Here is a 26,548-nt window from a genome sequence, read left to right on the forward strand (position 1 = left end):
GGATCAGTTCCGAGCACCGGAACCGGACGCCCGCCCGGCCTCGGCCCCCACCGCCTGCGGCCCCCGGGCCGCCGCCGGCGCGCTGCCCGGTGCGCGGGGCGCGCCCCCGGCCCGCTCGCCGGCCGAACCGGGCGCCTCGCCGGGCCTCGGCTCCCACCGTCCGCCCACCGGGCCTTCACCGTCTGCCGTACCGGGCCGCCGTCAGCGGGCTGCCCGGTACGCGGGGCGCGTCCCCGGTCCGCTGACCGGCCGAACCGGACGTCCCGCCGACCCCCGACGGGACCGCGCCGCGCTCGCCCACACGGACCAGTTCCGAGCACCGGAACCGGACGCCCGCCCGGCCTCGGCCCCACCGCCTGCGGCCCCCGGGCCGCCGCCGGCGGGCTGCCCGGTGCGCGCTGACGGGTGCGCGGCGCGCGCCCCCGGCCCGCTCGCCGGCCGAACCGGGCGCCGCGCCGATCCTCGGCCCCCACCGTCCGCCCACCGGGCCTTCACCGTCTGCCGTACCGGGCCGCCTTCAGCGCGCTGCCCGGTACGCGGGGCGCGCCCCCGGTCCGCTGACCGGCCGAACCGGGCGCCCCGCCGATCCTCGGCCCCCATCGCCTGCGGCCCCGGCCGCCCGCCGGGCCTTCGCCCTCACCGCCTGCCTACTGGGCTGCCTGGTGCGCGGGGCGCGTCCCCGGTCCGCTGACCGGCCGAACCGGGCGCCCCGCCGATCCTCGGCCCTCACCGCCTGCCGGGCCTTCGCGCTCACCGTCTGCCGTACCGGGCCGCCGCTGGCGGGCTGCCCGGTACGCGGGGCGCGTCCCCGGCCCGCTCGTCCGCCGAACCGCCCGCGGCGCGGGCCGCCGAGCGCGATCGGACCGCGCACCATCGGCCCGCGGCTTCGCCCCGTCCCTCGATGGACCTCAGGCGCCGCCGACCGCCGTGAGCAGCGCCAGGGGAGTCGCCGCCGAGCGGGACTCCCGGACGCAGGCGTGCGGATAGGGCACCGGTTCGGCGTGGGTCTCCCGGTCGTAGCCCGCGATGACCTCCGGCAGCCGGTGGCCGGCCGCCGTCGCCGCGTCCACCAGCCCGTGGGCCACCGTCCGGGCCTCGTCGTGCAGGCCGTACCGTGCCAGCCCCAGCGCGATGAGCGCGTTGTCGTGCGGCCAGACCGAACCGCGGTGGTACGACAGCGGGTGGTACGCCGACTGGCCCGAGGCGAGCGTGCGGACGCCCCAGCCGGAGAAGAAGTCCGGCTCCAGCAGCCTGCGGCCCACCAGTTCGCCGTACTCCTTGTCGAGCAGCCCCGACCACAGAAGATGGCCCGCGTCCGACGCGAGCGCGTCGACGTGCCGGCCGTCGCCGTCCAACGCCAGCGCGGGGAAGGCGTGTCCGCTCATCCAGAAGTCCCGCTGGAACCGGTCGCGCAGGTCGGCGGCCGCCTGTTCCAGGAGCGCCGCGTACACCTCGTCGTCCCAGACGGTCCGGGCGAGGTGCGCGGTGCGGCGCAGCGCGTCGTACGCGTACCCCTGCGCGCCCGCCGCCATCACCGGACCGCTCGGACGGCTGCCGTCGGCCGAACAGATCGCGCCGGGGGAGTCCTTCCAGTTCTGGTTGGCGAGGCCGCCGCCGTCCGCGCGGTAGACGAGATAGCCGCGCGAGGTCAGCCCGCCGTGGTCCAGCATCCAGCCGATCGCGGCACGGGCGTTGGGCTCCAGCCGGCGGGCGAGGGCCGCGTCGCCGGTCTGCTCGGTGTACGCGCCGAGCAGCACCAGGAACAGCGGGGTCGCGTCCACCGAACCGTAGTAGCGGCCGTACGGCACCTGCCCGAAGTGCGCGAGCTCGCCGTGCCGCACCTCGTGCACGATCTTGCCCGGCTGCGCGACCGTGTCCGCCCCCACCTCGACGGCCTGGGTCGCGGCGAGCGCGGGCAGCGTGGCGGCGGCGAGCTGCGGCCGGTAGGGCAGGGCGAAGAGCGAGGTGAGCAGGGCGTCCCGGCCCAGCAGGGTGAGGAACCAGGGGACTCCGGCGGCCGGCACCCGCAGTTCCTCGCCGTCCGGGCCGCGGGCCGGGACCTGGAGGACGGCGAGGTCGGACAGGCCCCGCGCGCAGGCCGCGGCCAGCTCCGGCCAGCCGGTCGGGAACGGCACCCCCTCCGCGAACTCGCCCTCCAGGGCGAGCAGTCGCTCGTTCGCGGCGGCCGGGGAGGCGGGGACGGGCGGATCGTGCGCGGCGCCGTGCGGGCGGGCCGCGACCCGCAGGGCCAGCTCCGCCGAGCCGTGCGGTTCGAGGTCCAGCGACCACACCAGACGGCGTGCTCCGGTGCCCGTCTCCTCCACCCCGTCCGGGGCGGGCTCGGAGGTGACCGTCGTCCGGGACCGCCACTCCCCGCGCCGGTAGCTGAACTCCACCCCGTCGTCGAGGACCTGCCGTTGGCGCACGACGCCGGTCTTGGCGTACGTGCGGTGGTCGGAGCGCAGTTCGAACTGGTCCGTGAAGTCGGCGTCGGCGGTGACCGCGATACGGACCGTGGTCGGCGTCGGACGGTTGCTGGTGACGCGCAGCGCCTCCACGAACGCGCCCTCGGCGACGGCCTGTTCACGGAAGAGGGTGTACGCGGGCGGTTCGTTGCGGCCGCCCCGCGGCACCAGCACGCAGCGTGCCGTGTCGCCGTCCGCGACCGGGGTGAGCGCCTCGGGCACCGCCCCGTCCACCGTCAACTGCCACCGGCTGAGGTGCCGTGCGTCCCGCACGAACAAGCCGTCCGGCGAACTGCCGCCCCGCACACCGCTGATGTCCCCGCCGTCGCTCACGGCGGCGAACGTCCCACCGTGCACGAGCAGATGATGCCGTTCCGTCATCCCCGGTCCCCTCCCTTGGCGCCCGTCCCGGCGTCGTACGCGCTCTGTGTCGCAGTGCTGTGTCCCGTGCTGACCAACGTGTCCGGGGTGACCAACGTGTCCGGCCCGTCCTCGGACACGAGCGGCTCCGGCCCGCCCGCGGTGTGCAGCAGGTCGAGCGTCAGGGCCGCCGTCCAGCTGAAGCCGAGTGCTCCGCAGGCCTCGCCGGTGTACGGGTCCACGTACTCGGCGAACTCCGACTCCCCGGCCGTGTCGAGCAGAGCGGTCCGCAGGGCGTTTGCCCGCCCGTGCTCCCCGTGCAGCCGAAGCCCGCGCTCCAGCAGCCAGTTGGTGTTGAACCAGGCAGGCCCCCGCCAGTACCGGTGCGGGTCGAAGGAGTCGCCGGTCAGGTCGTAGCTGGGCGCGAGCCGTGCGGCCCCGCCGAGGGCGAAGTGCGGGCCGCCCGCGGTCCGTACGAGCGTGGCGGCGATCTCACGCGGCAGCGCGGGCAGGATGAGGGGCAGCAGTCCGGCGACGCTGCGCTCGGGAATCAGCCCGCTGCCGCGGCCGTCCGGGCCGCCGCGCTCGTCCCGGCAGAAGAACAGGCCCTCCGCCGGATCCCACAGCCGGTCCACCAGAGCCGCCGTCAGCCGCTCGGCGCGCGCGTGGCGTGCGGTGCCCGCCGCGCCGAGCTCCTGCGCGATCTCGGCCAGCGCGTGCTCCGAGGCGATCAGCAGGGCGTTGAACGCCGGGTCCTCGACGGCGAACTCGCCGCCCCCGTCGGCGTATCCGCGGTCGCGGTAGTCGGCGGCCAGCCGCACGTACCGCCCGTAGTCGAGGTCGGTGGGCCGGTCCTCGGGGGCGCCGTGGTCGAGGTCCGCGCGCCGGAAGGACCGGGCCGGTGCCGGGGTCACGCGGCTGAGCGGCGCGTCCCAGCACGGACTGTTGTCCATGCCCTGCTCCCAGGGGTGGACCACGCTGGCGAGACCGCCGCCGCCCAGATCCCGGCGGTGCAGGAGATAGCGGTGCCAGGCCGCCAGCCGGGGATACATCCGGGAGAGGAACGACCGCGCCCGCGACAGCCCCGGGTCCGCGCGGTGCACCAGCCACACGGCGAGCGCGTGCACCGGTGGCTGCACGATGCCCGACGTCTGTACGGTGCGCGGGGCGCCCGCCGCGCGGCCCGCGGTCGAGGAGCGCCAGAAGTCGGGGCTCGGGAAGTACGCGTCCAGCGGGACGGAGGGGTTGAACACGATGTGCGGGACACGTCCGTCGGCCCACTGCGCGCCGAGCAGGGTCTCCAGCTCCGTCTGCGCCCGCAGCGGCGACAGATGACGCAGTCCGATCGCGATGAACGCGGAGTCCCACGACCACTGGTGCGGGTACAGGCCGCGCGAGGGCACCGTGGACGTTCCCGTCCAGTTGCCGTTCAGCACCCGGGACGCCCCGAGGTGCAGGGAACCCGACGACCCCGCCGGATCGTATACAAGTGGTCCGGTACGGGCGATTCCGCCCGGACCGGGCGGAGTGGGCGGGCCGGAGGCGTGCACGGGAGTGCCGGTGGGGCGCAAGGGGGCGGTGAGTCCCCTGCGCAGGGCGGTGAGCTGGGTTGTGCGGTCCACTCAGGTCTCCCCGAAGACGTCCGTCCGACCAGTTCGGCAGTAGCTGCCGTAGGGTTACGTCTATTTAACACGCAAAACTCAATATGTAATGCAGAGTTGAGGAACGCAAGGGGGTGCGCATGACCGGAAGGGCGGCGAGGACCGTGAACCAGGCAAGCGCCGGACAGCTGCTCGAACTGGTGCGCAGCGGCCGGGCGACCACACGCGGCGCGCTCCAGCAGGCCACCGGCCTGTCCCGGGCCACGGTCGGCCAGCGGCTGGACCGGCTGTTCCGCGCCGGTTGGCTCCGCGAGGGCGCGGGCGGCCCCGTCGACTCACCGCTGGGCGGCCGCCCCTCGATCACCCTGGAGTTCGACGACGAGCACGCGGTCGTCCTGACCGCCGACCTCGACACCCGGCACGGCCGGGCCGCCGTGGTCACCCTGACCGGCGAGATCCTCGCCGAGCACGCGGGCCTCCTGGTGGTCGACGAGGGACCCGAGGCGGTGCTCGGTGAACTGGGACGCTGGTTCGCCGAACTGCTGGAGAAGTCCGGCCGGGGCGCCGACGCCGTCTGTGGCATAGGGCTCGCCGTGCCGGGACCGGTCGACATCGACACCGGGCGGGTGGTGCAGCCGCCGATCATGCCGGGCTGGGACGGTTACGACATCCGGGGCCGGCTGGCCCGCGCCTTCGCCGAGCACGCCGGCACCGACCGCTGCGCCCGCGTCCCCGTGCTCGTCGACAACGACGCCAACCTGATGGCGTACGGAGAACAGCGCACCGGCTACCCCGACTGCTCCGCGTTCGCGCTGGTCAAGGTCTCCACCGGTATCGGCGCTGGCATGGTCGTCGGCGGCACGATCTACCGGGGCGTGGACGGCGGGGCAGGCGACATAGGGCACATCAGGGTGGGCGCGGACGCGCTGTGCCGGTGCGGGTCCCACGGCTGTCTCGCGGCCGTCGCGAGCGGTGGCGCGGTGGCCCGGCGGCTCGCCGAGGCGGGCGTGCGGGCGGCCTCCGGCTCCGACGTGCGGGACCTGCTGACGGCCGGTCACCCCGAGGCAATGGCCCTGGCCCGGGAGGCCGGCCGGCAGGTCGGGGACGTTCTGGCCACCGTGGTCACGCTGCTCAACCCGGGCGTGCTGATGATCGCCGGAGACCTGGCCGGAACACCCTTCGTCACGGGTGTGCGCGAACTGCTCTACCAGCGGGCGCTGCCCCGCTCCACCGCTCATCTGGACGTGGTGACCTCGCGGCTCGGCGAGCGGGCCGCACTGGTGGGCGCCGGGGCGCTGGTCGTCGAGTACCTCTACGCCCCCGAGCGCGCGGAGGAGCGGCTCGCGGCGCTCGGCGTGTGACAGCCGTGTGTCGTGTCCGGATCGTGGTCCGCATGATGAAACCGGGCCGCTCCGCGAGGCGTGATTCTCGCCACCCTTGATAGGGGTATCGCTCAGATGAGCGGATCATGAGCGGCTGCACTTCCCTAAGGGGTGGCACTCAGTGCCACCCCTTGATCGTTCATCGATTAAACTCAGACGTGCCGAGGGCCGCTCACCTGAGCGTGCAGAGCGGTCTACGGGTGTTGATGCGTTCAAGAAGTGAAAACACGGACGCCGGATGGCTTGCCAAGCCTTGACTTTCGATCTGGTGGCGGACGGGTGGTTACAGGCGCATGACGCGCAAGTGGACGTACCCACGCGCCTTCGATCTGGGTATGTTCCCCCTCGTCAGGGCAGCCACCGCGACGTCGAGGAGTCGAGACTCGTGTCGGAAAACAAAGATCCCCACGTAGCTGAGAGCGGCGACAGCGGCGTCGGCGGAGCGAAGTTCGTTTACGACTTCACCGAGGGCAACAAGGAACTCAAGGACCTTCTCGGAGGCAAGGGTGCCAACCTCGCCGAGATGACCAACCTGGGTCTTCCCGTCCCGCCCGGCTTCACCATCACCACCGAGGCGTGCAAGACGTACCTCGACAGTGGCGAGGAGCCGGCGGCACTGCGTGACGAGGTGAGTGCACACCTCGACGCCCTCGAGGCGAAGATGGCCAAGAAGCTCGGCCAGGCCGACGACCCGCTGCTGGTGTCGGTCCGCTCCGGGGCGAAGTTCTCCATGCCCGGCATGATGGACACCGTCCTGAACATCGGCCTCTCCGACAAGTCGGTGCAGGGCCTCGCCAAGCAGGCCGGCGACGAGCGCTTCGCGTGGGACTCCTACCGCCGCCTCATCCAGATGTTCGGCAAGACGGTCCTCGGCGTGGACGGCGACCTCTTCGAGGACGCGCTGGAGGCGGCCAAGCAGCTCAAGAAGGTCGTGGTCGACACGGACCTCGAAGCGGCCGACCTGAAGAAGCTCGTCACCAAGTTCAAGAAGATCGTCAAGACCGAGGCCGGCCGGGACTTCCCGCAGGACCCGCGCGAGCAGATGGACCTCGCCATCCACGCGGTCTTCGACTCCTGGAACACCGAGCGCGCCAAGCTCTACCGCCGCCAGGAGCGCATCCCGCACGACCTCGGCACCGCCGTCAACGTCTGCTCGATGGTCTTCGGCAACCTCGGCCCCGACTCCGGCACCGGCGTCGCCTTCACCCGCGACCCCGCCTCCGGCCACCAGGGCGTCTACGGCGACTACCTCCAGAACGCCCAGGGCGAGGACGTCGTCGCCGGTATCCGCAACACGGTCGCGCTCGCCGAGCTGGAGTCGATCGACAAGAAGTCGTACGACCAGCTCATGCAGATCATGGAGACCCTGGAGAACCACTACAGGGATCTCTGCGACATCGAGTTCACCATCGAGCGCGGCCAGCTGTGGATGCTCCAGACCCGCGTCGGCAAGCGCACCGCGGGCGCGGCCTTCCGTATCGCCACCCAGCTCGTGGACCAGGGACTCATCGACGAGGCCGAGGCCCTCCAGCGGGTGACGGGCGCCCAGCTCGCCCAGCTGATGTTCCCCCGCTTCGACGACGAGGCGAAGGTCGACCAGCTCGGCCGCGGCATCGCCGCCTCGCCCGGCGCCGCCGTCGGCAAGGCCGTCTTCGACTCGTACACCGCGATCAAGTGGTCCCGTTCGGGCGAGAAGGTCATCCTGATCCGCCGCGAGACCAACCCCGACGACCTCGACGGCATGATCGCCGCCGAGGGCATCCTGACCTCGCGCGGCGGCAAGACCTCGCACGCCGCCGTCGTCGCCCGCGGCATGGGCAAGACCTGTGTGTGCGGCGCCGAGGAGCTGGAGGTCGACACCAAGCGGCGCCGTATGACGGCCCCCGGCGGCGTCGTCATCGAAGAGGGCGACGTCGTCTCCATCGACGGCTCCACGGGCAAGGTCTACCGGGGCGAGGTCCCGGTCGTGCCCTCCCCGGTCGTCGAGTACTTCGAGGGCCGCATGCACGCGGGCGCCGACGACGCCGACGAACTCGTCGCCGCCGTGCACCGGATCATGGCGTACGCGGACCGGGTCCGCCGGCTGCGGGTGCGCGCCAACGCCGACAACGCCGAGGACGCGCTCCGCGCCCGCCGCTTCGGAGCGCAGGGCATCGGCCTGTGCCGCACCGAGCACATGTTCCTCGGCGACCGCCGCGAACTCGTGGAGCGGCTGATCCTCGCGGACACCGACGCGGAACGCGAGGAGTCCCTCAAGGGCCTGCTGCCCCTCCAGAAGCAGGACTTCATCGAGCTGTTCGAGGCGATGGACGGCCTCCCGGTGACGATCCGTCTCCTGGACCCGCCGCTGCACGAGTTCCTGCCCGACATCACCGAACTGTCGGTACGGGTCGCGCTCGCCGAGTCCCGCAAGGACGCCAACGAGAACGACCTGCGCCTGCTGCAGGCCGTGCACCGGCTGCACGAGTCGAACCCGATGCTGGGCCTGCGCGGCGTCCGCCTCGGGCTGGTCATCCCCGGCCTGTTCACCATGCAGGTACGGGCCATCGCGGAGGCCGCCGCCGAGCGCAGGAACGCCAAGGGCGACCCGCGCGCGGAGATCATGATCCCGCTCGTCGGCACCGTCCAGGAGCTGGAGATCGTCCGCGAGGAGGCCGACCAGGTCATCGCCGAGGTCGAGGCCGCCACCGGCATCCGGCTGAAGCTGGCGATCGGCACGATGATCGAACTCCCGCGGGCCGCGCTGACGGCCGGCCAGATCGCCGAGGCCGCCGAGTTCTTCTCCTTCGGCACCAACGACCTCACCCAGACGGTGTGGGGCTTCAGCCGCGACGACGTGGAGGCGTCCTTCTTCACGGCGTACCTGGAGAAGGGCATCTTCGGCGTCAGCCCCTTCGAGACCATCGACAAGGACGGCGTCGGCTCCCTGGTGAAGTCCGCTGTCGAAGCCGGCCGCGCGACCCGCCCCGACCTGAAGCTCGGCGTCTGCGGCGAGCACGGAGGCGACCCGGAGTCGGTCCACTTCTTCCACGAGGTCGGACTCGACTACGTCTCCTGCTCCCCCTTCCGCATCCCCGTCGCCCGCCTGGAAGCGGGCCGCGCGGCCTCCAGCTCGAAGGGCAGCGACCACCGCTAGAAACCCCCGGGGTCCCCGCCGGCCACTCACCCTCACCGGCCGGTGAGGACCCCGGCGTCCAGGACGAAGGGGCGGCAACCCTGTGCGGGGGTGCCGCCCCTTCGTCCTGGACCGGGGAGAGCGCCGGGCGGAGACGGTGACGCCGAGCCCCTAGGGGTGGGCGTGATCCGCCGGAGCGGCCGTGCCCCGCGCCTGGTCGACCACGGAGAGGATGGCCCGGGCCACCGTCCGGGGCTGTTCGACGCCGATGCCGTGCCCGCTGTCGGTGTGAGTGATGTGCCGGGCGTGGAGCTCGGAAGCCAGCCGCTGCTGGGCGTCCAGCCAAGCGGGCCAGGTCGAGCCGCTGTGTCCCACCTGGAGGTCCCACGGGTGGTCGGAGGTCAGCACGACGCCGGGCGGGAGGTGGGGCAGGGCGGGTGCGTTCCGGATCTCGGTGACGCTGGACTCGTAGTCGGGCACCTCCAGGCGCTTCGCCGACTCCGTCGCGGCGATCTTGGCCATCCAGTCGGACCACTGATCCGGAGTCAGCGTGTCCTTCAGGAACGGTGAAGCGCCGTCGACGGTGACCAGACCGGTCACCTGGGCCGGGTGGGTGCGCGCGAACAGGGTGGTGATCATCGCACCCCAGGATGCTCCGACCAGCACGTACGGCGGCTGTTCGCCGGCGGCCCGGAGCACCGCCTCCAGGTCCGCGACGCCGTCCTTCGCCGTCGTGGGCTGCGGAACCCGGGTCGAGGGGCTCACGCTCCCGTCGACCCGCGTGGTGCCGGGGCGGTCGTAGGCGCACACCCGCGTGGACGAGGCGACCGTCGGCAGGACCGCTGATGCGCTGGGCTTCAGAGCGCCCGCGGGGTCGGCACGGTCGACCACGTGGGTCCACTCGTCGAAGGCGCCTCCCGTACCCGACACGAGCACGACCGTGGGAGACCCGGTTCCCTCGCACCGGAGATGGACGGTGCGGCCGTCTCCGATGCTCACCGGATGCCCGGTACCGTCCGACGCCGTGGCACCGGTCGCCGTTCCGTCCGCCGTTCGAGTGTCGCCCGAGGGCACGGCCGAGGCGCCGAGAGTGGAGAGACCGAGCAGGACGACGGCCGTGACGGCGGTGACGAGCCGGCGGCCCCGACGTGCGGTGACCGGATCTTCCGGACCTGTGCGCGTCACGCTCATTCCGTCAGTCTTTCACCGCAGGCCCACCCGTGCGACGTGAGAGGTGGAGGACCGCCGCGGGACCATATGCCCGGTCCACGCGGCCGCCTTCCTGGCGTGTGGATCAGCCCGGGTACGGCGTCGACGCCCGGGCCGGGCCTCTCCTGCACCGTGCGAACCGCGGCGCCAGGAAGCGAGTCGGCGTCCCGCCCCTTCGGGTCGCACCGCGTCTCCGCCCCGCCCCCTAGGGTGGGGAGCGCCGTCGTCCCCTCCCTCGAAGGAGCACCTCATGCCCCGCTGGAACGCTCAGGACGTGCCCGGGCAGCGGGGGCGTACCGCTGTCGTCACCGGGGCCAACAGCGGACTCGGGTATGTGACCGCGCGGGAGTTGGCCCGCCAGGGGGCCCGGGTCGTACTGGCCTGCCGGAGTGCGGAGCGGGGGGCCGAGGCCGGGGACCGGATCGTGGCCGAAGTCCCGGGGGCCGACGTCGCGTTCCTGCGGCTCGATCTGGGGGACCTGGACTCCGTGCGGGAGTTCGCCGCCACGGTCGCGCGGACCTACGGGCGGCTCGATCTGCTCGTCGGGAACGCCGGTGTCATGGCGCTGCCGCCCGGCCGCACGGCCGACGGGTTCGAGACCCAGTTCGGTGTCAACCACCTCGGGCACTTCGCGCTCGCCGGACTGCTGCACCCGCTGGTCGCCGACACCCCCGGCGCCCGCGTCGTCACCGTGTCCAGCATGGTCCACGCGCTGTCCAACATCGACCTCGACGACCTGAACAACGACCGGCAGCCCTACCGCAAGTGGATCGCCTACGCCCGGTCCAAGACCGCCAACCTCCTCTTCACGCACGAGCTGGCACGACGGCTGGCCCGCGCCGGCTCCGACGTCGTCGCGGCTGCCGCGCACCCCGGCTACGCCTCCACCAACCTGCAGACCGCCGGGCCCCGGATGGAGGGACGCCGGGGCGCCGAGCGGCTCATGGAACTCGGCAACCGCGTCTTCGCCCAGAGCGCCGAGGCCGGCGCGCTGCCCAGCCTGTACGCGGCCACCGCGCCCGACGTGGCACCCGACACCTTCGTCGGACCGTCCTTCGCGATGTGGCGCGGCTCGCCCGCGCCGTCCTGGCGAGCCCCCTGGACCCGCGACGACCGCGCGGGCGAGCTGCTCTGGGCAGCCTCGGAGGAACTGACCGGCGTCACCTTCGACGGCCTCAAGTAGGAGCGGCGGGCTCGGGCAAGGGCTCAGGGACCGGCCCCGGACCGGCGCCGTCCGCGAAAGCCGCCGGTCCGCACCCGCCGCTCCGCACCCGCCGGTCCGAACCCGCCGGTCCGAACCCGCCGGTCCGCACCCGCCGCTCCGCACCCGCCGGTCCGAACCCGCCGGTCCGAACCCGCCGGTCCGAACCCGACGGTCCGAACCCGCCGGTCCGAACCTCTGAACTCGCTCAAGCCTGCGAGATCCATGGACGGCACACGCATCGCGTCCATAGGGTCGCGATCATGCCCGACATATCGCTGACCACGGTCCTCGTACTCTGCGCCGCCGCGCTGGCGGCCGGCTGGATCGATGCCGTGGTCGGCGGCGGGGGCCTGCTCCTGCTGCCCGCCATGCTGCTGGGCCTGCCCGCGGGCACCCCCGCCGCGTACGCGCTCGGCACCAACAAGGCGGTGGCGATCGTCGGCACGACGGGCGCCGCGGTCACGTACGCGCGCAAGGCCCCCGTCGACGTACGGCTCGCCGTGCGCATCGGCCTGGCCGCGCTCGCCGGTTCGACGGCGGGCGCGTTCGTCGCGGCGGGCTTGAGCACCGAGGTGCTCAAGCCGGTCGTCATGGTCGTCCTGCTCGCCGTCGGCACCTTCGTGATCCTGCGGCCCGCGTTCGGCACCGCGCCGTCGGCCACCCCGGTCTCCGCGCGCCGCGTCCTCGCCGCGATCGGCCTCGCGGGCCTCGGGATCGGCTTCTACGACGGCCTCATCGGCCCCGGCACCGGCACCTTCCTCGTGCTCGCCCTGACCGCGCTGCTGCACCTCGACCTGCTGACCGCCTCCGCCACCGCCAAGATCGTCAACTGCTGCACCAACGCGGGCGCCCTCGCCACCTTCGCGTGGAAGGGCACCGTCTTCTGGGAACTCGCCGCCCTGATGGCCGTGTTCAACCTCGCCGGTGGCATGGTCGGGGCACGGACCGCGCTCAAGAAGGGCAGCGGCTTCGTCCGCGTCGTGCTCCTGACGGTGGTCTTCGCGCTGGTCGCGAACCTCGCGTACGAGCAGTGGCTGGCCTGACCCCCGGCGGGGCCCGGCGCCCGTCCACCCCTCAGCGGCTTCCCGAGAGATGGGCGAAGACGACCACGTTGCCCTGGTAGCCCGTCGACCTGGAGTAGCCGCCGCCGCAGGTGATGACCCGCAGCTCCGGCCGGCGGGCCGCGCCGTACACCTTGGCGTCGGGGAAGGCCCGCGCGTCGTACACCTCGACCGCGTCGACGGTGAACACGGCCGTGCTGCCGTCGAGCCGGTCCACCTCGACCGTGCTGCCTTTGCGGACGGCGCCCAGGTCGTAGAAGACGGCGGGGCCCTCGGCGTTGTCGACGTGCCCGGCGACGATCGCCGTGCCGCGCTCGCCGGGTGAGGTGCCCGACTCGTACCAGCCGGCCAGGTTCTTCTTCTCCGCGGGCGGCACGTCCAGGCTGCCCTGCGGGGTGAGACCGAGGCCCATGAGCGGGGCGTCCACCCCGATCGCGCGGATACGGATGCGGTCCGGCGGGGAGTGCGGCAGCGCCCGCGCGGCGGACGGCGCGCGGTCCCCGCCGGTCCCCGCCTCGGCCGCCGACGGCTGCGGCGGCGGATGGGGTTCGGAGCCGCTGCGCAGCAGCCAGGCGCCCGAGCACAGGGCGAACACGGTGACCGACGCTATGGCGATGTTGCTGACCCGGCGCACACGAGCCTCCTCACAGGGTCCTTCCCGGGGGCCGGGGCCGGCCGGGCCCGACGGCTGGGAAGGGGACGCGATCGGTCCCCGTTTCCCCCTCCGCGCCGCGAGGGGCGTCGGGTCACGGAGGGGGAGGGGACGGCGGTACCGGCGGACGGACGGCGGAGGGTGTCCGTCAGATCCCGTCGCCTCTCGCCCGGCGATGCAGGAGCCAGGTACCGCCCGCGGCGGCGACGGCCAGTGCCGCCACTCCCGCCGCGGTCTGGACGGGGTCGGGGCCCAGCGCGCCGCCGACACCGGTGTTCACATGGCCGCGCGGCTGGACCTGTTCGCGCGTCGAGGTCAGGGTCACGATCAGGTCGCCGGTGATCCGCCGGCCGTCCGCGCACTTCGCGACGATCTCGTACGTTCCCGGCTGCGCGCTCGGCGGCACCCGGAACTGACCGATGGCGTCCTGCTCGTGCGCGCTCGCCGCGAGCGTGAAGGTGCCGGCGCCCACGGCGCCGGCGTCCCCCGTCGCGGTGCCGTCCGCGGGGCAGGCGGACGTGTTGACGGTGACGTCGGCACCCGGGACGACGGTGGAGGGGAACACCTCCAGGCTCCCGCTGTCCTCTCCGTACACGGGCGCGGCGGCCAGACCCGCGGCGGCGACGGCGAGCGCGGTACCGGTCAGCATCCGGGCGGTACGTCGCATCGTGCTAGCTCCTCCGAGGGGGCCCGGCCCGCGACACCCCCAAGTGCCGCTGCGTCGGTCGTGCCCCTGCTCTACCGAGGTAAGTGGCACCGGCCCCCACCCGCTTCCTGATGGTGTGTCAGAAATGAGGTGAACGGGTGTCAGGCCGCCCCGCCGCGCGGGCGGAAGCGCCGGCGTTCCAGCAGGTCACCGGCGTCCGCCTGGCGTGTCGCGAACGAGAACCCGAAGGGCGCGGTGCCGAGGGTGTGAACGGGTGACCGGGGTGCGGGGCGGCGGCCCGGATTGGCCGCGGACGCGGCGGGGGCCCCGGCCCTCCCGCCGGGGCGCCGGCGTTCTCGGGGCGCCCGCGCTCCGCTGTCGCACTTGACCTCAAGAAAGGTTGAGGTACGAGGCTGTGCGGCATGAAGACAGCCACAGCCACAGCCACAGCCCCAGCCCCAGCCACAGTCACCGCCTCTGCCCCTGCCGCAGCCGCGTCCGCAGTCGCTGCCCCGTCCGCCGTCGCCGAGCCCCCCGCCGTGTCCGCCGAGCCGCCCGCCGTATCCGCCCGGCCCCGGACCGAACCCGCCGTTCCGGGGCCGGTGGCCGAGGCTCCCGTACGGGTCGCCGTGGTCATCGGCAGCAATCGAGAGGGCCGGTTCGGTCCCGTCGTGGCCGGCTGGCTGCTCGACCGGATCGCGGAGCGGGACGACTTCCTCCCCGAGGTCCTCGACGTCGCGTCCGTCGACCTCCCCACGGTCCTGTCCTCCTCCCCGTCGCCCGCGGTGGCCGCCGAGCTGGCGAAGGTGACGCCCGCCCTCGCCGACGCGGACGCCTTCGTCGTCCTCACCCCCGAGTACAACCACTCCTTCCCCGCGGGCCTGAAGAACCTCGTCGACTGGCACTACGCCGAGTGGCGGGCCAAGCCCGTCGCCCTGGTCTCCTACGGGGGTGTCTCCGGAGGCCTGCGGGCCGTCGAGCACCTGCGTCAGGTCTTCGCCGAACTGCACGCCGTCACCGTCCGGGACACCGTGTCCTTCCACGGCGCGGGCGCCGCGTTCGACGAGGCCGGCCACCCGCGCGACCCGGCGGGCCCCGCCGCCGCGGCGAACACCATGCTGGACCAACTCGGCTGGTGGGCGAGGGCGTTGAAAGACGCGCGGGGGCGAAGGCCGTACGCGGGGTGAGAGGCGCACCGGAGTGCGGGAACGTGCGGGGTGGCCCGGGGGCGTCCGTGGCGTCGGGCGTCCGGGATCGGGCGGACCGCCGGACAGGACCGCCGGACAGGACCGTTGGACAGTACCGCTGGGCAGGACTGCCGGGCCGGGCCGCTGAGGAACAGGCCGTGGGCAGGCGGCCGTTGGGACCGCCTGCCCACGGTGTGCGGTGGGTGTTCCGGGAGACGGGGGTCAGACGACCGAGACCGCCGACCAGGCCGCCGCCACGGCGTTGTACTCCGTACTGCCCGCGCCGTAGAGGTCCTTGGCCGCGTTCAGCGTGGCGGTACGGGCGCCCGCGTACTTCGTCGACGACGTCATGTAGACCGTCAGCGCGCGGTACCAGATCTTGCCCACCTTGTCGTGCCCGATGCCGGACACCGTCGAGCCGTTGCAGGTGGGGGAGTCGTAGCTGACGCCGCCCACCGTCTTCGCCCCGCTGCCCTCCGCGAGGAGGTAGGCGAAGTGGTTGGCGACGCCGGAGGAGTAGTGGACGTCGAGGTTGCCGACCGAACTGCTCCAGCAGTCGGCCGAGTTGCCGTCCTTGGAGGGCTTGTCCATGAAGCGCAGGGCGGGCTTGCCGAAGCCGGAGCGGACGATCTTCTCGCCGATCAGGTAGTCACCGGGGTCCGCCGCGTTGTTCGCGTACCACTCGACCATGGTGCCGAAGATGTCGGAGGTCGCCTCGTTCAGGCCGCCGGACTCGCCCGAGTACGTCAGCGCGGCGGTCTTCGAGGTGACGCCGTGCGACATCTCGTGCCCCGCGACGTCGAGCGCGACCAGCGGCCCGAGCGTCGTGCCGTCACCGTCCCCGTACGTCATGCAGAAGCAACTGTCGTCCCAGAAAGCGTTGTTGTAGTTGTTGCCGTAGTGCACCCGGTTGTAGGAGCCCTTGCCGTCGCCGGCTATGCCGTTCCTGCCGTGCACGTTCTTGTAGTAGTCCCAGGTCTCGTCGGTGCCGTACTGCGCGTCCACCGCCGCGGACGCGCGGTCCGCCGTCGCGCCGGTGCCCCAGTGGTTGTCCGCGTCGGTGAACAGGGTCGCGGGCGCCCGGCTGATGCAGATCCCGAAGATGCACAGGTCCGTCTTGTTCGCCGCGTCGCCCGTGTACGTGTTCCCGCGCGTCGGGTCCTTCAGCTGGTTCGTGGATCCGGACACGGTCGTCTCCAGCGAAACCGTGCCGCTGTACAGCGACTTGCCGTCGCCGGTGGCCGTCTCGATGGTGTCCCAGGCGTCGATCCGGGCGCCGGTGCGTGCGTCGGTGAGGACCATGCGGGCGACCGGGTTGCCGAGGGTGTCCTGGGCCACCACGGTGGTGCGCCAGGCGAGTTTCGGTGCCCCGTGCAGCGCGTCGACCACCAACTGCGGCTTGGCCGTCACCTTGCGCAGCGCCTCGCCCGGGTCGGCGGCGCGCAGCGCGGCCGCCGCGAGGCCGATGGCCCTCGGGGCGGACAGCGCCGGGGTGACACTGCTCAGCGAAATGGCCTTCGTGGTGGCCCGGTCGGCGCCGCGGTAGGTGCCGCCCGGCGCCAGGTGGACCACGAAGTCGCCCCCGAGGACCGGGAGATGACGGTAGGTCCGGTCGTAGCGGACGTGCTGGGTGCTGTCCTGGTCGACGACGACGTCCCGCACGGAGGTGTCCTGGGCGGAGGTGAGGCCCAGGCCCGTGGCGTGGTCCACCAGGGCGGCGGCCGCGTTCACGACGGCGGCGGCCCGGCCGGGCCGGGCGTCGGCGTGTGCGGTGGGCGCCGATGCGGCGGCCAGCAGGGCGGCCGCGGCCGCGGCGGCGCCCGCGGTGGCGAGCGAGGAACCTCGGATGTGCCGTGTCCGACTCATCGGTCTCCTTGGGAAGGCCCCTTGGGGAGGGCGCGTGGGGGAGGCGCCGCACAGCCGCCTCGGAGGCGCCGCACGGCTGCCTCAGATTTAAAGGTTCATGACATGTCATGTCCATAGCGCCTACGCGGTGGACGCGGGATCGGGCGAGAATCGTTTCCGTACCCCCACGAAGGGAGACGATCATGGAGACGCCGGCCTGTCTGGCCGTTCTGACCACCACCGACTCGGCCCAGAGGGCGGCCGAGTTGGCCCATGGCGCGGTGGCGGGGCGGCTCGCGGCCTGCGCGCAGATCTCGGGACCGGTCACGTCCGTCTACCGGTGGCAGGGCACCGTCGAGACGGCCGCCGAGTGGCAGATCCACTTCAAGACGACCGCGGTCCGCTACCCCGCCCTGGAGGCGTACCTCCGCGAGACCCACGCCTACGAGACGCCGGAGATCATCGCGACCCCGGTCGTCGCGGGCGGCGCGGACTACCTGCGGTGGGTGGGGGAGGAGACGACCCCGTGAACGGAACGGGACCGCCCTTCTTCGTCTACGGCACCCTGCGCCCCGGCGAGCACAACCACGACCTGTACCTGCGCGGCCGGACCCGCTCCGAGGAGCCCGGGCGGATGGCGGGGCTCGTGCTGCACCCGGGGCCCGGCTACCCGTACGCCGTCGAGGAGCCCGGCGGCACGGTGACCGGCGACCTCGTGACCGCGCTGCCCGGGGCGTACGAGGAACTCCTCGCGGAACTGGACGCGTTGGAGGAGTACGCGCCGGGCGATCCGCACAACCTGTACGAGCGGGTCATGCGCGACGCCGTCCTCGCCGACGGCAGGACCGTCCGCGCCTGGGTGTACATCGCGGCGCCCTCCGTCGCCGCGCGCCTGCGGGCCGTCGGACGCCCGATCGAGAGCGGCGAGTGGCACGGCGCGACAGCGGACGCGCCCGCGCACGGACCCGGCTGAACCCCGCCCGTCCGCACACGGCCCCGGCTGAACCGCCGTCACGGGGAGAGGGGCGTGCACCCGTGCGGGTGGCCGGTCCGTGCGCCCCGCCCGCGCGGGCGCCGGCACCCCCTAGGGTCCGGCCATGACCGACCGCGACCTCACCAGACGACGTGTCCTCGCGCTCGGCGGCGCGGCCGTCGGCGCGGCCCTGGGTATCGGGCTCAGCTCCTGCGGCGCCGACCCGGAACCGGACGCCTCGCCGCACACCTCCCCGCGCCCCGGGGACGGCACCGCACCGAAGCGGCCCGACGGGAGGGCCGGAGCGGAGTACGCGGACGGGAACTGACGTCCCCACGCCGACTACCGGCCGGCCGCCAGCGCCCGGGCCACCCCGTGCTCCTTCCGGCCGAGGAACCGCGGATCCGGCCGGAACACCGCGTCCAGGGCGGCCTTGCCCGCCGCGAAGATCTCCCGGGTGCCGCCGTAGTACCAGGTCGCGTCGTGCTTGGCGTCGACGCCGATGCCGTACGAGCGGACCCCCGCCGCACGGCACAGGGCGACGGCCCGGCGGATGTGGAAGCCCTGACTGATCAGGACCGCCTCGTGGACGCCGAAGATCCTGCGCGCCCGGACGCACGAGTCCCAGGTGTCGAAGCCCGCGTAGTCGCTGACGATCCGCCGGTCCGGCACCCCGTGCGCGGTGAGGTAGGCGCGCATCGCGTCCGGCTCGTCGTAGTCCTCGCGGCTGTTGTCGCCGGTGACGAGGACGACCTCGATCCGGCCCGCCCGGTACAGCTTCGCCGCCGCGTCCAGCCGGTGCGCGAGATACGGGGACGGCTCGCCGTCCCACAGGCCCGCGCCGAAGACGACCGCCACCTCGGTGCGCGGGGCGTCCGCCGTCGTCCGCAGCCGGTCGCCCGTCGTCACGTACATCCACGTCATCGGGAGGAGAGCCAGCACGCACAGGACCATCAGCGCCTGCACGGACCGCCGTCGGCCCCTGCGGGTCCGCGGCAGACGCACCTGGCGCAGCAGTCGCAGCAGTCGCAGCGGACGCGGCCGGCGCGGGACCGGACGCTTCGGGCGCGGCAGACGCAGCATGGTCGATGTCCCCCAGGTGACGTCACGCGCGGGTGCGGACCGGGCCCCGCGGTCGGGGCCGGCAGACGCTGATTCTCATGTACGTGTTCGACACAGGAGGACGCGGCGCAAGCCCGTTCGGTTCACCGGGGTGTCGTGAGCGCTGTCACCCGCGGCGGGGGAACCGCAGGTGGGAGGCGCTCGTCCGGCAGGCGTACCGTACGGTGAACCGCCGGAAAACGCCCGACATGCCCGTGCAACGGCCCGGCAACCTCCTACCGCGAGGATCGCCCCATGACGGCGTCGCATCCAGTCCGAGACGAGTCCTCCGCCCGCTCCGCGGGGCCGCCGCCGCGCGCCGACCGGTTCGACGGGCAGCTCGACACCACGGCGCAGCTGATGAACCGGATCACCAGTCAGCTCGGCAGCCAGCTCAGCCTGGTCTCGCTCAACGGCACCCGCCGTCCCGCGCCGCCCACGCTCGTGCTGGCCGCCCACGGCAGCCGCGACCCGCGCGCGCTGAGCACCGTCCGCGCCCTGGCCGAACGGGTCCGTGAGCTGCGCCCGCATCTGGCCGTGCGCGTCGGCCACATCGACGTGAGCGACCCCTCGCTCTCCGGCACGCTCGCCTCGCTCGGCGGCGGGCAGGGCGCCGGCGCCGTTCTCGTCCCGCTGCTGCTCGGACGCGGCCACCACGTCCGGCGCGACCTGCCCGAGGCGGCGGCCGCCGCCCCCGGCCCGCCCGTCCGCGTCGCCGCCCCGCTCGGCCCGCACCCGCTGCTCGTCGAGACCCTCCACGACCGGCTCGTGGAGGCCGGCTGGCCGGCCGCGATGAGCGACACCGCCCGCCGCGCCAGTGGCGTCGTCCTCGCGTCCGCTGGTTCCCGGCTCGTGGAGTCCGCCGCCGACACGCGCCGCACCGCCCAACTGCTCGCCGAGCGGCTCGGCGTGCCCGTCGTCCCCGCGTACGCCTCCGGCGCCGCCCCCACCGTCCCGGCCGCCCTGCGCGCCCTCGCCGCCCGCGGCCGCCACCGGATCGCCGTCGCCTCCCACTTCACCGCCCCGGGCCGGCTCGCCTCCCGCTGCGCCGAGGCCGGCCCGTGGATCCGCGCCGAACCCCTCGGCGACCACCCGGCGATGGTCCGCCTCGTCCTGCACCGCTACGACCAGGCCCTCGCGGCCCCCGAGCCGGCCCCGGAGCGCGCCCTCACCCCGGCCTGACCCGGGCGGTCCCGCGCCGGCCCGCGCCCTCCGCCGCCGGTGCCGGGCGCCCCGCTTGTCACCGGCTGCGTTTACTGTCGGTGCATGGAAGGCATGGAACGGCACACAGCAGGACCCGCACCGAAGGCACCCGAGAACCCCGCCGCACACGACGAGTACGACGTGTCCGCCGTCGAACGCCGGGCCGTCGAACCCGACAAGCACCCCGGCCGCACCGCCTTCCAGCGCGACCGCGCCCGCGTCCTGCACTCGGCCGCCCTGCGCCGCCTCGCCGGCAAGACGCAGGTCGTCACCCCCGGCACCCTGCCCCAGGTCCTCGGCTCCGCGCGTACGGGGGAGATCCCCATCCAGGTGTGGGACGCCAGCCCCCGCACCCGGCTGACGCACTCCCTGGAGTGCGCCCAGGTCGGCCGCGACCTCGGCGCCGCCCTCGGCTGCGACCCCGACCTCGTCGAGGCGGCCTGCCTCTCGCACGACCTCGGCCACCCGCCCTTCGGGCACAACGGCGAACAGGCACTCAACGAATTCGCCGAGGACTGCGGTGGGTTCGAGGGCAACGCCCAGTCGCTGCGGCTGCTCACCCGGATCGAACCCAAGCGTTTCGTGCGCAGCGACATGGTGGCCTCCGCGCCCGCCGACGCCGACGAGGACCTCGTGAGCGTCGGCCTCAACCTCACCCGCGCCGCCCTCGACGCCGCCACCAAGTACCCCTGGCCCAGGGGTGCCTGCCCCACCGACCCCCGGTCCCCGAAGTTCGGGGTCTACGAGGACGACCGGCCGGTCTTCGACTGGATCCGCGAGGGCGCCCCCGGCACCCGGACCTGCTTCGAGGCCCAGGTGATGGACTGGTCCGACGACGTGGCCTACTCGGTGCACGACGTCGAGGACGGCCTGCACGCCGGCCACATCGACCCCGCCAGCCTCACCTCGGCACCGGAGCGTGCGGAGATCTTCGCCGTCGCCATCGGGCGGTACGTGCCCGCGGACACCGACCCGGCCGAGCTGGCCGAAGCCCTCGACCGGCTCCTCGGCCAGGAGTGGTGGCCGCACCGCTACGACGGATCGGCCGTCGCCCAGGCCCGGCTGAAGGACGCCACCAGCCAGCTCATCGGCCGGTTCTGCCTGGCGGCGGAGGGCGCCACCCGCGCCCGCCACGGCACCGGCCGCCTCACCCGGTACGCGGCGGAGCTGGTCGTCCCCCGCGCCGCCCGGCACGAGTGCGCCGTCCTCAAGGCGGTCGCCGACCGGTACGTGATGCAGCGCGCCGAGCAGGAGCGGCTCCGCGCCGACCAGCGCGTCGTCGTCGCCGAACTCGCCGAGGCGCTCACCGCCCGCGCGCCCGAGGTGCTCGATCCTCAGTTCCGGGCCCTGTTCGAGCACGCGGCCGACGACCGCGTCCGTAAGCGGGTGATCGTCGACCAGATCGCATCCCTCACGGATGCCTCGGCGCGTTCCCTGCACCTCAGGCTCACCACGCGTTCCCATGGAGGCGCCGGAGTGTGACCCTGCGTGGCCTGATCGGGCCACTCCCCCTTCCCGCATCACGCTCCGTGCGGGACTCTCGCATATGGCGACATCCTTACGAGGAGGCATCAAGTGGTCGACGCGGATCAGACATTCGTCATCGTCGGAGGAGGCCTGGCAGGCGCCAAGGCGGCCGAGACGCTCCGAGCGGAGGGCTTCACCGGACGCGTGATACTGATCTGCGACGAGCGCGACCACCCCTACGAACGTCCGCCGCTGTCCAAGGGCTACCTCCTCGGCAAGGAGGAACGCGACAGCGTCTTCGTCCACGAACCCGCCTGGTACGCGCGCAACGACATCGAGCTGCACCTCGGCCAGACCGTCGACGCGATCGACCGCGCGGCGAGGACCGTCCGCTTCGGGGACGACGGCACCCTCGTCCACTACGACAAGCTCCTCGTCGTCACCGGCTCCGAGCCGCGTCGCCTCGACATCCCGGGCACCGACCTCGCGGGCGTGCACCACCTGCGCCGCCTCGCCCACGCCGAGCGGCTCAAGGGCGTCCTCGCCGCGCTCGGCCGGGACAACGGCCACATCGTCATCGCCGGAGCCGGCTGGATCGGCCTGGAGATCGCCGCGGCGGCCCGCGAGTACGGCGCCGAGGTCACCGTCGTCGAGCCCGGGGCGACCCCGCTGCACAGCGTCCTCGGCCCCGAACTGGGCCAGGTCTTCGCCGAGCTGCACCGCGAGCACGGCGTGCGGTTCCACTTCGGCGCCCGGCTCACCGAGATCGTCGGCCAGGACGGCATGGTGCTGGCCGCCCGCACCGACGACGGCGAGGAGCACCCCGCGCACGACGTCCTCGCCGCCATCGGCGCCGCCCCGCGCACCGGCCTCGCCGAGGCCGCGGGGCTCGAACTCGCCGGCCGGGAGCACGGCGGGGGCATCGCGGTCGACGAGACGCTGCGCACCTCCGACCCCGACGTGTACGCCGCCGGCGACGTCGCCTCCTTCCACCACCCCCTCTTCGGCACCCGGCTGCGCGTCGAGCACTGGGCCAACGCCCTGAACGGCGGACCGGCCGCCGCCCGCTCCATGCTGGGCCGCGGCACGCCGTACGACCGGGTGCCCTACTTCTTCTCCGACCAGTACGACGTCGGCCTGGAGTACTCGGGCTGGGCGCCCCCGGGGACGTACGACCAGGTGGTGATCCGCGGTGACGTCGGCAAGCGGGAGTTCATCGCCTTCTGGCTGAAGGAGGGCAGGGTGCTCGCCGGGATGAACGTGAACGTGTGGGATGTCACGGACCCCATCCAGCAGCTCGTCCGCTCCCGGATCCAGGTGGACGCCGACGCGCTCGCCGACCCGCACATCCCCCTGGACAGCCTGGTCCCGTGACGCACGGCGGCACCCGCCGCCCCACCCCTCCCGTGCCGGGGTCCGGAGCAGTTCCCCCGGACCCCGGCACGGCGTCGCTCACCTCGCCCCAGGACTGTCGGTCCGGCCCCGTAGAATCACCACGTGGCCGGCAGGATCAACGACGAGGACGTGAAGGCGGTTCGGGACGCGGTCCCGATCGACGCCGTGGTGTCCGAGTACCTCCAGCTGCGCAGCGCGGGCGGCGGGAACCTGAAGGGACTGTGCCCCTTCCACGACGAGAAGTCACCGTCGTTCCAGGTCAGCCCCAGCAAGGGCCTCTTCCACTGCTTCGGCTGCCAGGAGGGCGGCGACACCATCACGTTCGTGATGAAGGTCGACCACCTCACCTTCTCCGAATCGGTGGAGCGCCTCGCGGGCCAGGCCGGCATCACCCTGCGCTACGAGGAGGGCGGGTACAACCCCTCCCACCAGCGCGGCGAGCGGATCCGTCTGGTGGAGGCGCACAAGGCCGCCGCCCAGTTCTACATCGAGCAGCTCGGCACCAGCCCCGAGGCCGACGCCGGCCGCACGTTCCTCGCCGAGCGCGGCTTCGACCAGGCCGCCGCCGCCCACTTCGGCGTCGGCTACAGCCCCCAGGGCTGGGACCACCTCACCCGCCATCTGCGCGGCAAGGGCTTCACCGACAAGGAGCTGGTCCTCTCCGGCCTCTCCCAGGAGGGCCGCCGCGGCCCCATCGACCGCTTCCGCGGCCGCCTCATGTGGCCCATCCGCGACATCGGCGGCGAGGTCGTCGGCTTCGGCGCCCGCAAGCTCTACGACTCCGACAACGGCCCGAAGTACCTGAACACGCCCGACACGGCGATCTACAAGAAGTCCCAGGTGCTGTACGGCATCGACCTCGCCAAGAAGGACATCGCCAAGAGCAGCCGTGCGGTCGTCGTCGAGGGCTACACCGACGTCATGGCCTGCCACATGGCCGGCATCACCACCGCCATCGCGACCTGCGGCACCGCGTTCGGCAGCGACCACATCAAGATCCTCCGCCGCCTCCTCATGGACAACGGCTCGGCCCGGGTGATCTTCACCTTCGACGGCGACTCGGCCGGTCAGAAGGCGGCCCTGCGCGCCTTCGAGGACGACCAGAAGTTCGCCGCCGAGACGTACATCGCCATCGCCCCCGACGGCATGGACCCCTGCGAGCTGCGCCTCGCCAAGGGCGACGAGGCCGTCGTCGACCTGGTCGAACCGCGCACACCGCTCTTCGAGTTCGCCCTCCGCCAGATCGTCCTGCGCTACGACCTGGAGACCCCGGCCGGGCGCGCCGCCGCCCTCGACGAGGCCGCCCCGATCGTCGCCCGCATCAAGAACAGCGGGGCACAGCACGAGGTGGCCGTCCAGCTCGCGGGCATGCTCGGCATCCTCGACACCCAGTTCGTCGTCAAGCGGGTGGCGCAGCTGGCCCGTTGGGCACGCGACCGCGGCGGCAGGGGGCCCGCGCCCGCCGGGAACCGCTCCCAGCAGACGTACACCGCCGCCCAGGCCCCCACGAACGGCGGCCCGGCCCTGACCCTGCGCAACCCCGTCTTCGCCACCGAGCGCGAGCTGCTCAAGCTCGCCCTGCAGCGGCCCGAGCTGGTCGCCCCGGCGTTCGACGCGTACGGCATCGACGAGTTCACCGCGCCCCCGTACGCCGCCGTGCGGCTGGCCGTCATGGAGGCGGGCGGCACCGAGTACGGCACCCAGGACCCCCAGGAGTATCTGATCCGCGTCCGCGACGCCGCTCCGGACGACGCCGTGCGGGCGATGGTCACGGAGCTGGCGGTCGAGGCGATCCTGCGCAAGACCGTCGACGAGACCTATGCGGGCGACCAGCTCGTCGCGGTCCGCCGCCGCGCCGTCGACCGCCGCATCCGCGACGTGCAGGGCTCGCTGTCCCGGCTCAGCGCGGGCGGCGACCCGGCCCGGCTGGCCGCCGTGCAGAACGAGTTGTGGGTGCTCCAGCAGTACGGCCAGGCGCTGCGCGAGAAGGGCGCCGAAGCCCTCTGAGCCCGGCCCGGCCCCGCGTGCCGGGGTGGTGCGCGGCCGCGCGTGGCGGCACGGCGGGGCGTGCGGGCGGCGGGTCGCGTTCGCGGGGGCCCGGCACATGCCAATCCCGGACCGGCTCCCACCGCTTGCGGCTCCGCTGAACTGCGCACTCGTCCACAACGGTAACCAGGCGGTCACGGACCGGACGCAAAAAGTCACCGCACGCCCCTCGTGGCGGCGATGTGTCGTACTCCACACTGGGTTCCGGTGCCTGAGTCCTCGGAGCGCGGCCGACCCGTACGCGACGGGTTCCCTTTTCCCGCGGTTCCGCCAAACGACTATGGGATGGACAGCGGCGAGGCCGTCGAGCCCATCCCGGACGTACCGCTGCCGCACGACTCAGCAGCGACATTCCTGGAGGTCGCCCCCGTGCAGACCCAGACCCTCGCCGAGACCGACAACACCACCGTCACGGACGCCGACGCGGTCGGGGCGGTACCCGCGCAGAGCCGTGCCGCGCACCACCCCGAGGCCGACCCGGACGGCCCGCCGCAGACACCCGGGGCAGAGGCGGAAGTGGAGACCGAGGCCGAGGAACCCGCCGAGGTGCCGCGGGGCCGCGCCGCCGACACCGGCGGCCCCTCGTCGGACCTGTTCCGGCAGTATCTGCGCGAGATCGGGCGGATCCCGCTGCTCACCGCGGCCGAGGAGGTCGAGCTCGCCCGTCGCGTCGAGGCCGGGCTCTTCGCGGAGGAGAAGCTGCGTCTCACCCCGGACCTGGACAGCCAGCTCGCCCTCGACCTGGACAAGATCGTCGTCATGGGCCGGATGGCCAAGCGCCGGCTCATCGAGGCGAACCTGCGGCTCGTGGTCTCGGTGGCCAAGCGGTACGTGGGGCGTGGGCTGACCATGCTCGACCTGGTCCAGGAGGGCAATCTCGGGCTCATCAGGGCAGTCGAGAAGTTCGACTACGCCCGCGGCTACAAGTTCTCGACGTACGCCACCTGGTGGATCCGGCAGGCCATGTCCCGCGCCCTCGCCGACCAGGCGCGCACCATCCGCGTCCCCGTGCACGTGGTCGAGCTGATCAACCGGGTGGTCCGCGTGCAGCGGCGGATGCTCCAGGAGCGCGGCTACGAACCCAGTCCCGAAGAGGTCGCCGCCCATCTCGACCTGACCGGCGAGCGGGTCAGCGAGGTCCTGCGGCTGGCCCAGGAGCCGGTGTCCCTGCACGCGCCCGTGGGGGAGGAGGACGACGTCGCCCTCGGGGACCTCATCGAGGACGGTGACGCGGCCTCACCGGTCGAGTCCGCCGCGTTCCTGCTGCTCAGGCAGCACCTGGAGGCGGTGCTGTCGACGCTCGGGGAGCGGGAGCGGAAGGTCGTGCAGCTGCGGTACGGGCTGGCGGACGGGCGTCCGCGGACCCTGGAGGAGATAGGCCGCATCTTCGGCGTCACCCGCGAGCGCATCCGGCAGATCGAGTCCAAGACCCTGAACAAGCTGCGGGACCACGCCTTCGCGGACCAACTGCGCGGGTATCTGGACTGAGCACGACGCCGAGGGGGATTCCGCAGGGGTGCGGCTCCCGCCCCCGTGCCCCCGCCCGTCCCGGGTCCGGGGGCTCCGCCCCCGGACCCCCGCTCCTCGACGACCGAGGGGCCGGACTTCTCGCCGGAAGGGTGAGAACCGGCGGAAG

The 26,548-nt window shown here is 73.4% G+C and carries 20 protein-coding genes; 13 read left to right on the forward strand and 7 right to left on the reverse strand.

Annotated features, from left to right (window positions below; translation table 11 throughout):
- Nucleotides 1-908: 908 nt before the first annotated feature.
- Together ABZT74_RS19895 and ABZT74_RS19900 are read right to left on the reverse strand one after the other, a co-directional pair.
- Nucleotides 909-2,846 carry a glycogen debranching N-terminal domain-containing protein gene (locus ABZT74_RS19895; protein ID WP_356173025.1) on the reverse strand — a complete coding sequence of 646 codons (1,938 nt, stop codon included), beginning with the start codon at nucleotides 2,844-2,846 and terminating at the stop codon, nucleotides 909-911.
- A complete protein-coding gene (locus ABZT74_RS19900; RefSeq protein WP_356436639.1) occupies nucleotides 2,843-4,282 on the reverse strand; it encodes a hypothetical protein in 1,440 nt (479 codons plus the stop codon). The genes ABZT74_RS19895 and ABZT74_RS19900 overlap by 4 nt, the downstream gene beginning before the upstream one ends.
- 284 nt (nucleotides 4,283-4,566) lie before the next feature.
- On the opposite strand from ABZT74_RS19900, the gene ABZT74_RS19905 reads away from it, so the two are divergent.
- Together ABZT74_RS19905 and ppdK are read left to right on the forward strand one after the other, a co-directional pair.
- A complete protein-coding gene (locus tag ABZT74_RS19905) occupies nucleotides 4,567-5,787 on the forward strand; it encodes an ROK family protein (RefSeq protein ID WP_355863608.1) in 1,221 nt (406 codons plus the stop codon).
- A gap of 406 nt (nucleotides 5,788-6,193) precedes the next feature.
- Nucleotides 6,194-8,944, forward strand: coding sequence for a pyruvate, phosphate dikinase (gene ppdK / locus ABZT74_RS19910; protein WP_356436489.1), 2,751 nt, complete (start codon nucleotides 6,194-6,196; stop codon nucleotides 8,942-8,944).
- Nucleotides 8,945-9,094: 150 nt separating this feature from the next.
- Here ppdK and ABZT74_RS19915 read toward each other — a convergent pair whose 3' ends face one another.
- Entirely contained in the window at nucleotides 9,095-10,114 is a 1,020-nt protein-coding gene (locus tag ABZT74_RS19915; protein WP_356436492.1) for an alpha/beta hydrolase, read from the reverse strand.
- Nucleotides 10,115-10,382: 268 nt separating this feature from the next.
- On the opposite strand from ABZT74_RS19915, the gene ABZT74_RS19920 reads away from it, so the two are divergent.
- Together ABZT74_RS19920 and ABZT74_RS19925 are read left to right on the forward strand one after the other, a co-directional pair.
- A complete protein-coding gene (locus tag ABZT74_RS19920; protein WP_356436495.1) occupies nucleotides 10,383-11,315 on the forward strand; it encodes an oxidoreductase in 933 nt (310 codons plus the stop codon).
- A gap of 281 nt (nucleotides 11,316-11,596) precedes the next feature.
- The gene (locus ABZT74_RS19925; RefSeq protein ID WP_356436498.1) at nucleotides 11,597-12,379 is read left to right on the forward strand and encodes a TSUP family transporter; all 783 of its coding nucleotides are present in this window, start codon (nucleotides 11,597-11,599) and stop codon (nucleotides 12,377-12,379) included.
- A 31-nt stretch (nucleotides 12,380-12,410) separates the two neighbouring features.
- Here the strand turns inward: ABZT74_RS19925 and ABZT74_RS19930 are convergent, their stop codons facing one another.
- Both ABZT74_RS19930 and ABZT74_RS19935 read right to left on the reverse strand, forming a co-directional pair.
- Nucleotides 12,411-13,031, reverse strand: coding sequence for a class F sortase (locus ABZT74_RS19930; RefSeq protein WP_355863616.1), 621 nt, complete (start codon nucleotides 13,029-13,031; stop codon nucleotides 12,411-12,413).
- Nucleotides 13,032-13,197: 166 nt separating this feature from the next.
- A complete protein-coding gene (locus tag ABZT74_RS19935) occupies nucleotides 13,198-13,716 on the reverse strand; it encodes a hypothetical protein (RefSeq protein ID WP_355863618.1) in 519 nt (172 codons plus the stop codon).
- A 581-nt stretch (nucleotides 13,717-14,297) separates the two neighbouring features.
- On the opposite strand from ABZT74_RS19935, the gene ABZT74_RS19940 reads away from it, so the two are divergent.
- Nucleotides 14,298-14,882: an NAD(P)H-dependent oxidoreductase gene (locus ABZT74_RS19940; RefSeq protein WP_356436642.1), complete on the forward strand. Its 585-nt coding sequence runs from the start codon at nucleotides 14,298-14,300 to the stop codon at nucleotides 14,880-14,882.
- A gap of 222 nt (nucleotides 14,883-15,104) precedes the next feature.
- Here ABZT74_RS19940 and ABZT74_RS19945 read toward each other — a convergent pair whose 3' ends face one another.
- Nucleotides 15,105-16,748, reverse strand: coding sequence for a M4 family metallopeptidase (locus ABZT74_RS19945; protein ID WP_356436500.1), 1,644 nt, complete (start codon nucleotides 16,746-16,748; stop codon nucleotides 15,105-15,107).
- Nucleotides 16,749-16,930: 182 nt separating this feature from the next.
- Between ABZT74_RS19945 and cutA the strand changes: the two genes are divergently transcribed.
- The 3 genes from cutA (at nucleotide 16,931) to ABZT74_RS19960 (ending at nucleotide 18,028) form a co-directional block, all read left to right on the forward strand.
- The gene (gene cutA, locus ABZT74_RS19950) at nucleotides 16,931-17,257 is read left to right on the forward strand and encodes a divalent-cation tolerance protein CutA (protein WP_356436503.1); all 327 of its coding nucleotides are present in this window, start codon (nucleotides 16,931-16,933) and stop codon (nucleotides 17,255-17,257) included.
- Nucleotides 17,254-17,700, forward strand: coding sequence for a gamma-glutamylcyclotransferase family protein (locus tag ABZT74_RS19955; RefSeq protein ID WP_355863626.1), 447 nt, complete (start codon nucleotides 17,254-17,256; stop codon nucleotides 17,698-17,700). The genes cutA and ABZT74_RS19955 overlap by 4 nt, the downstream gene beginning before the upstream one ends.
- 124 nt (nucleotides 17,701-17,824) lie before the next feature.
- Nucleotides 17,825-18,028 carry a hypothetical protein gene (locus ABZT74_RS19960; protein ID WP_356436506.1) on the forward strand — a complete coding sequence of 68 codons (204 nt, stop codon included), beginning with the start codon at nucleotides 17,825-17,827 and terminating at the stop codon, nucleotides 18,026-18,028.
- A 14-nt stretch (nucleotides 18,029-18,042) separates the two neighbouring features.
- Here the strand turns inward: ABZT74_RS19960 and ABZT74_RS19965 are convergent, their stop codons facing one another.
- Nucleotides 18,043-18,783, reverse strand: coding sequence for an ElyC/SanA/YdcF family protein (locus tag ABZT74_RS19965; RefSeq protein WP_356436509.1), 741 nt, complete (start codon nucleotides 18,781-18,783; stop codon nucleotides 18,043-18,045).
- Between the two features lie 273 nt (nucleotides 18,784-19,056).
- Between ABZT74_RS19965 and ABZT74_RS19970 the strand changes: the two genes are divergently transcribed.
- The 5 genes from ABZT74_RS19970 to ABZT74_RS19990 all read left to right on the forward strand — a co-directional run bounded on the left by ABZT74_RS19970 (nucleotide 19,057) and on the right by ABZT74_RS19990 (nucleotide 26,400).
- Nucleotides 19,057-19,983 (forward strand): sirohydrochlorin chelatase, encoded by a 927-nt coding sequence (locus ABZT74_RS19970; protein WP_356436512.1) that lies wholly within the window; start codon nucleotides 19,057-19,059, stop codon nucleotides 19,981-19,983.
- Between the two features lie 93 nt (nucleotides 19,984-20,076).
- Nucleotides 20,077-21,486, forward strand: a complete 1,410-nt coding sequence (locus tag ABZT74_RS19975; protein ID WP_356436645.1) for a deoxyguanosinetriphosphate triphosphohydrolase — start codon at nucleotides 20,077-20,079, stop codon at nucleotides 21,484-21,486.
- A 93-nt stretch (nucleotides 21,487-21,579) separates the two neighbouring features.
- Complete coding sequence (locus ABZT74_RS19980; RefSeq protein WP_356175147.1) at nucleotides 21,580-22,845, forward strand: FAD-dependent oxidoreductase; 1,266 nt, start codon at nucleotides 21,580-21,582, stop codon at nucleotides 22,843-22,845.
- 123 nt (nucleotides 22,846-22,968) lie between these two features.
- Nucleotides 22,969-24,873, forward strand: coding sequence for a DNA primase (dnaG, locus tag ABZT74_RS19985; protein ID WP_356436515.1), 1,905 nt, complete (start codon nucleotides 22,969-22,971; stop codon nucleotides 24,871-24,873).
- 246 nt (nucleotides 24,874-25,119) lie between these two features.
- Complete coding sequence (locus tag ABZT74_RS19990; protein WP_355863636.1) at nucleotides 25,120-26,400, forward strand: RNA polymerase sigma factor; 1,281 nt, start codon at nucleotides 25,120-25,122, stop codon at nucleotides 26,398-26,400.
- The last annotated feature ends 148 nt before the right edge of the window (nucleotides 26,401-26,548 follow it).

It is taken from the genome of Streptomyces sp. NPDC005302, assembly GCF_040607345.1.
Taxonomy (GTDB): Bacteria; Actinomycetota; Actinomycetes; order Streptomycetales; family Streptomycetaceae; genus Streptomyces.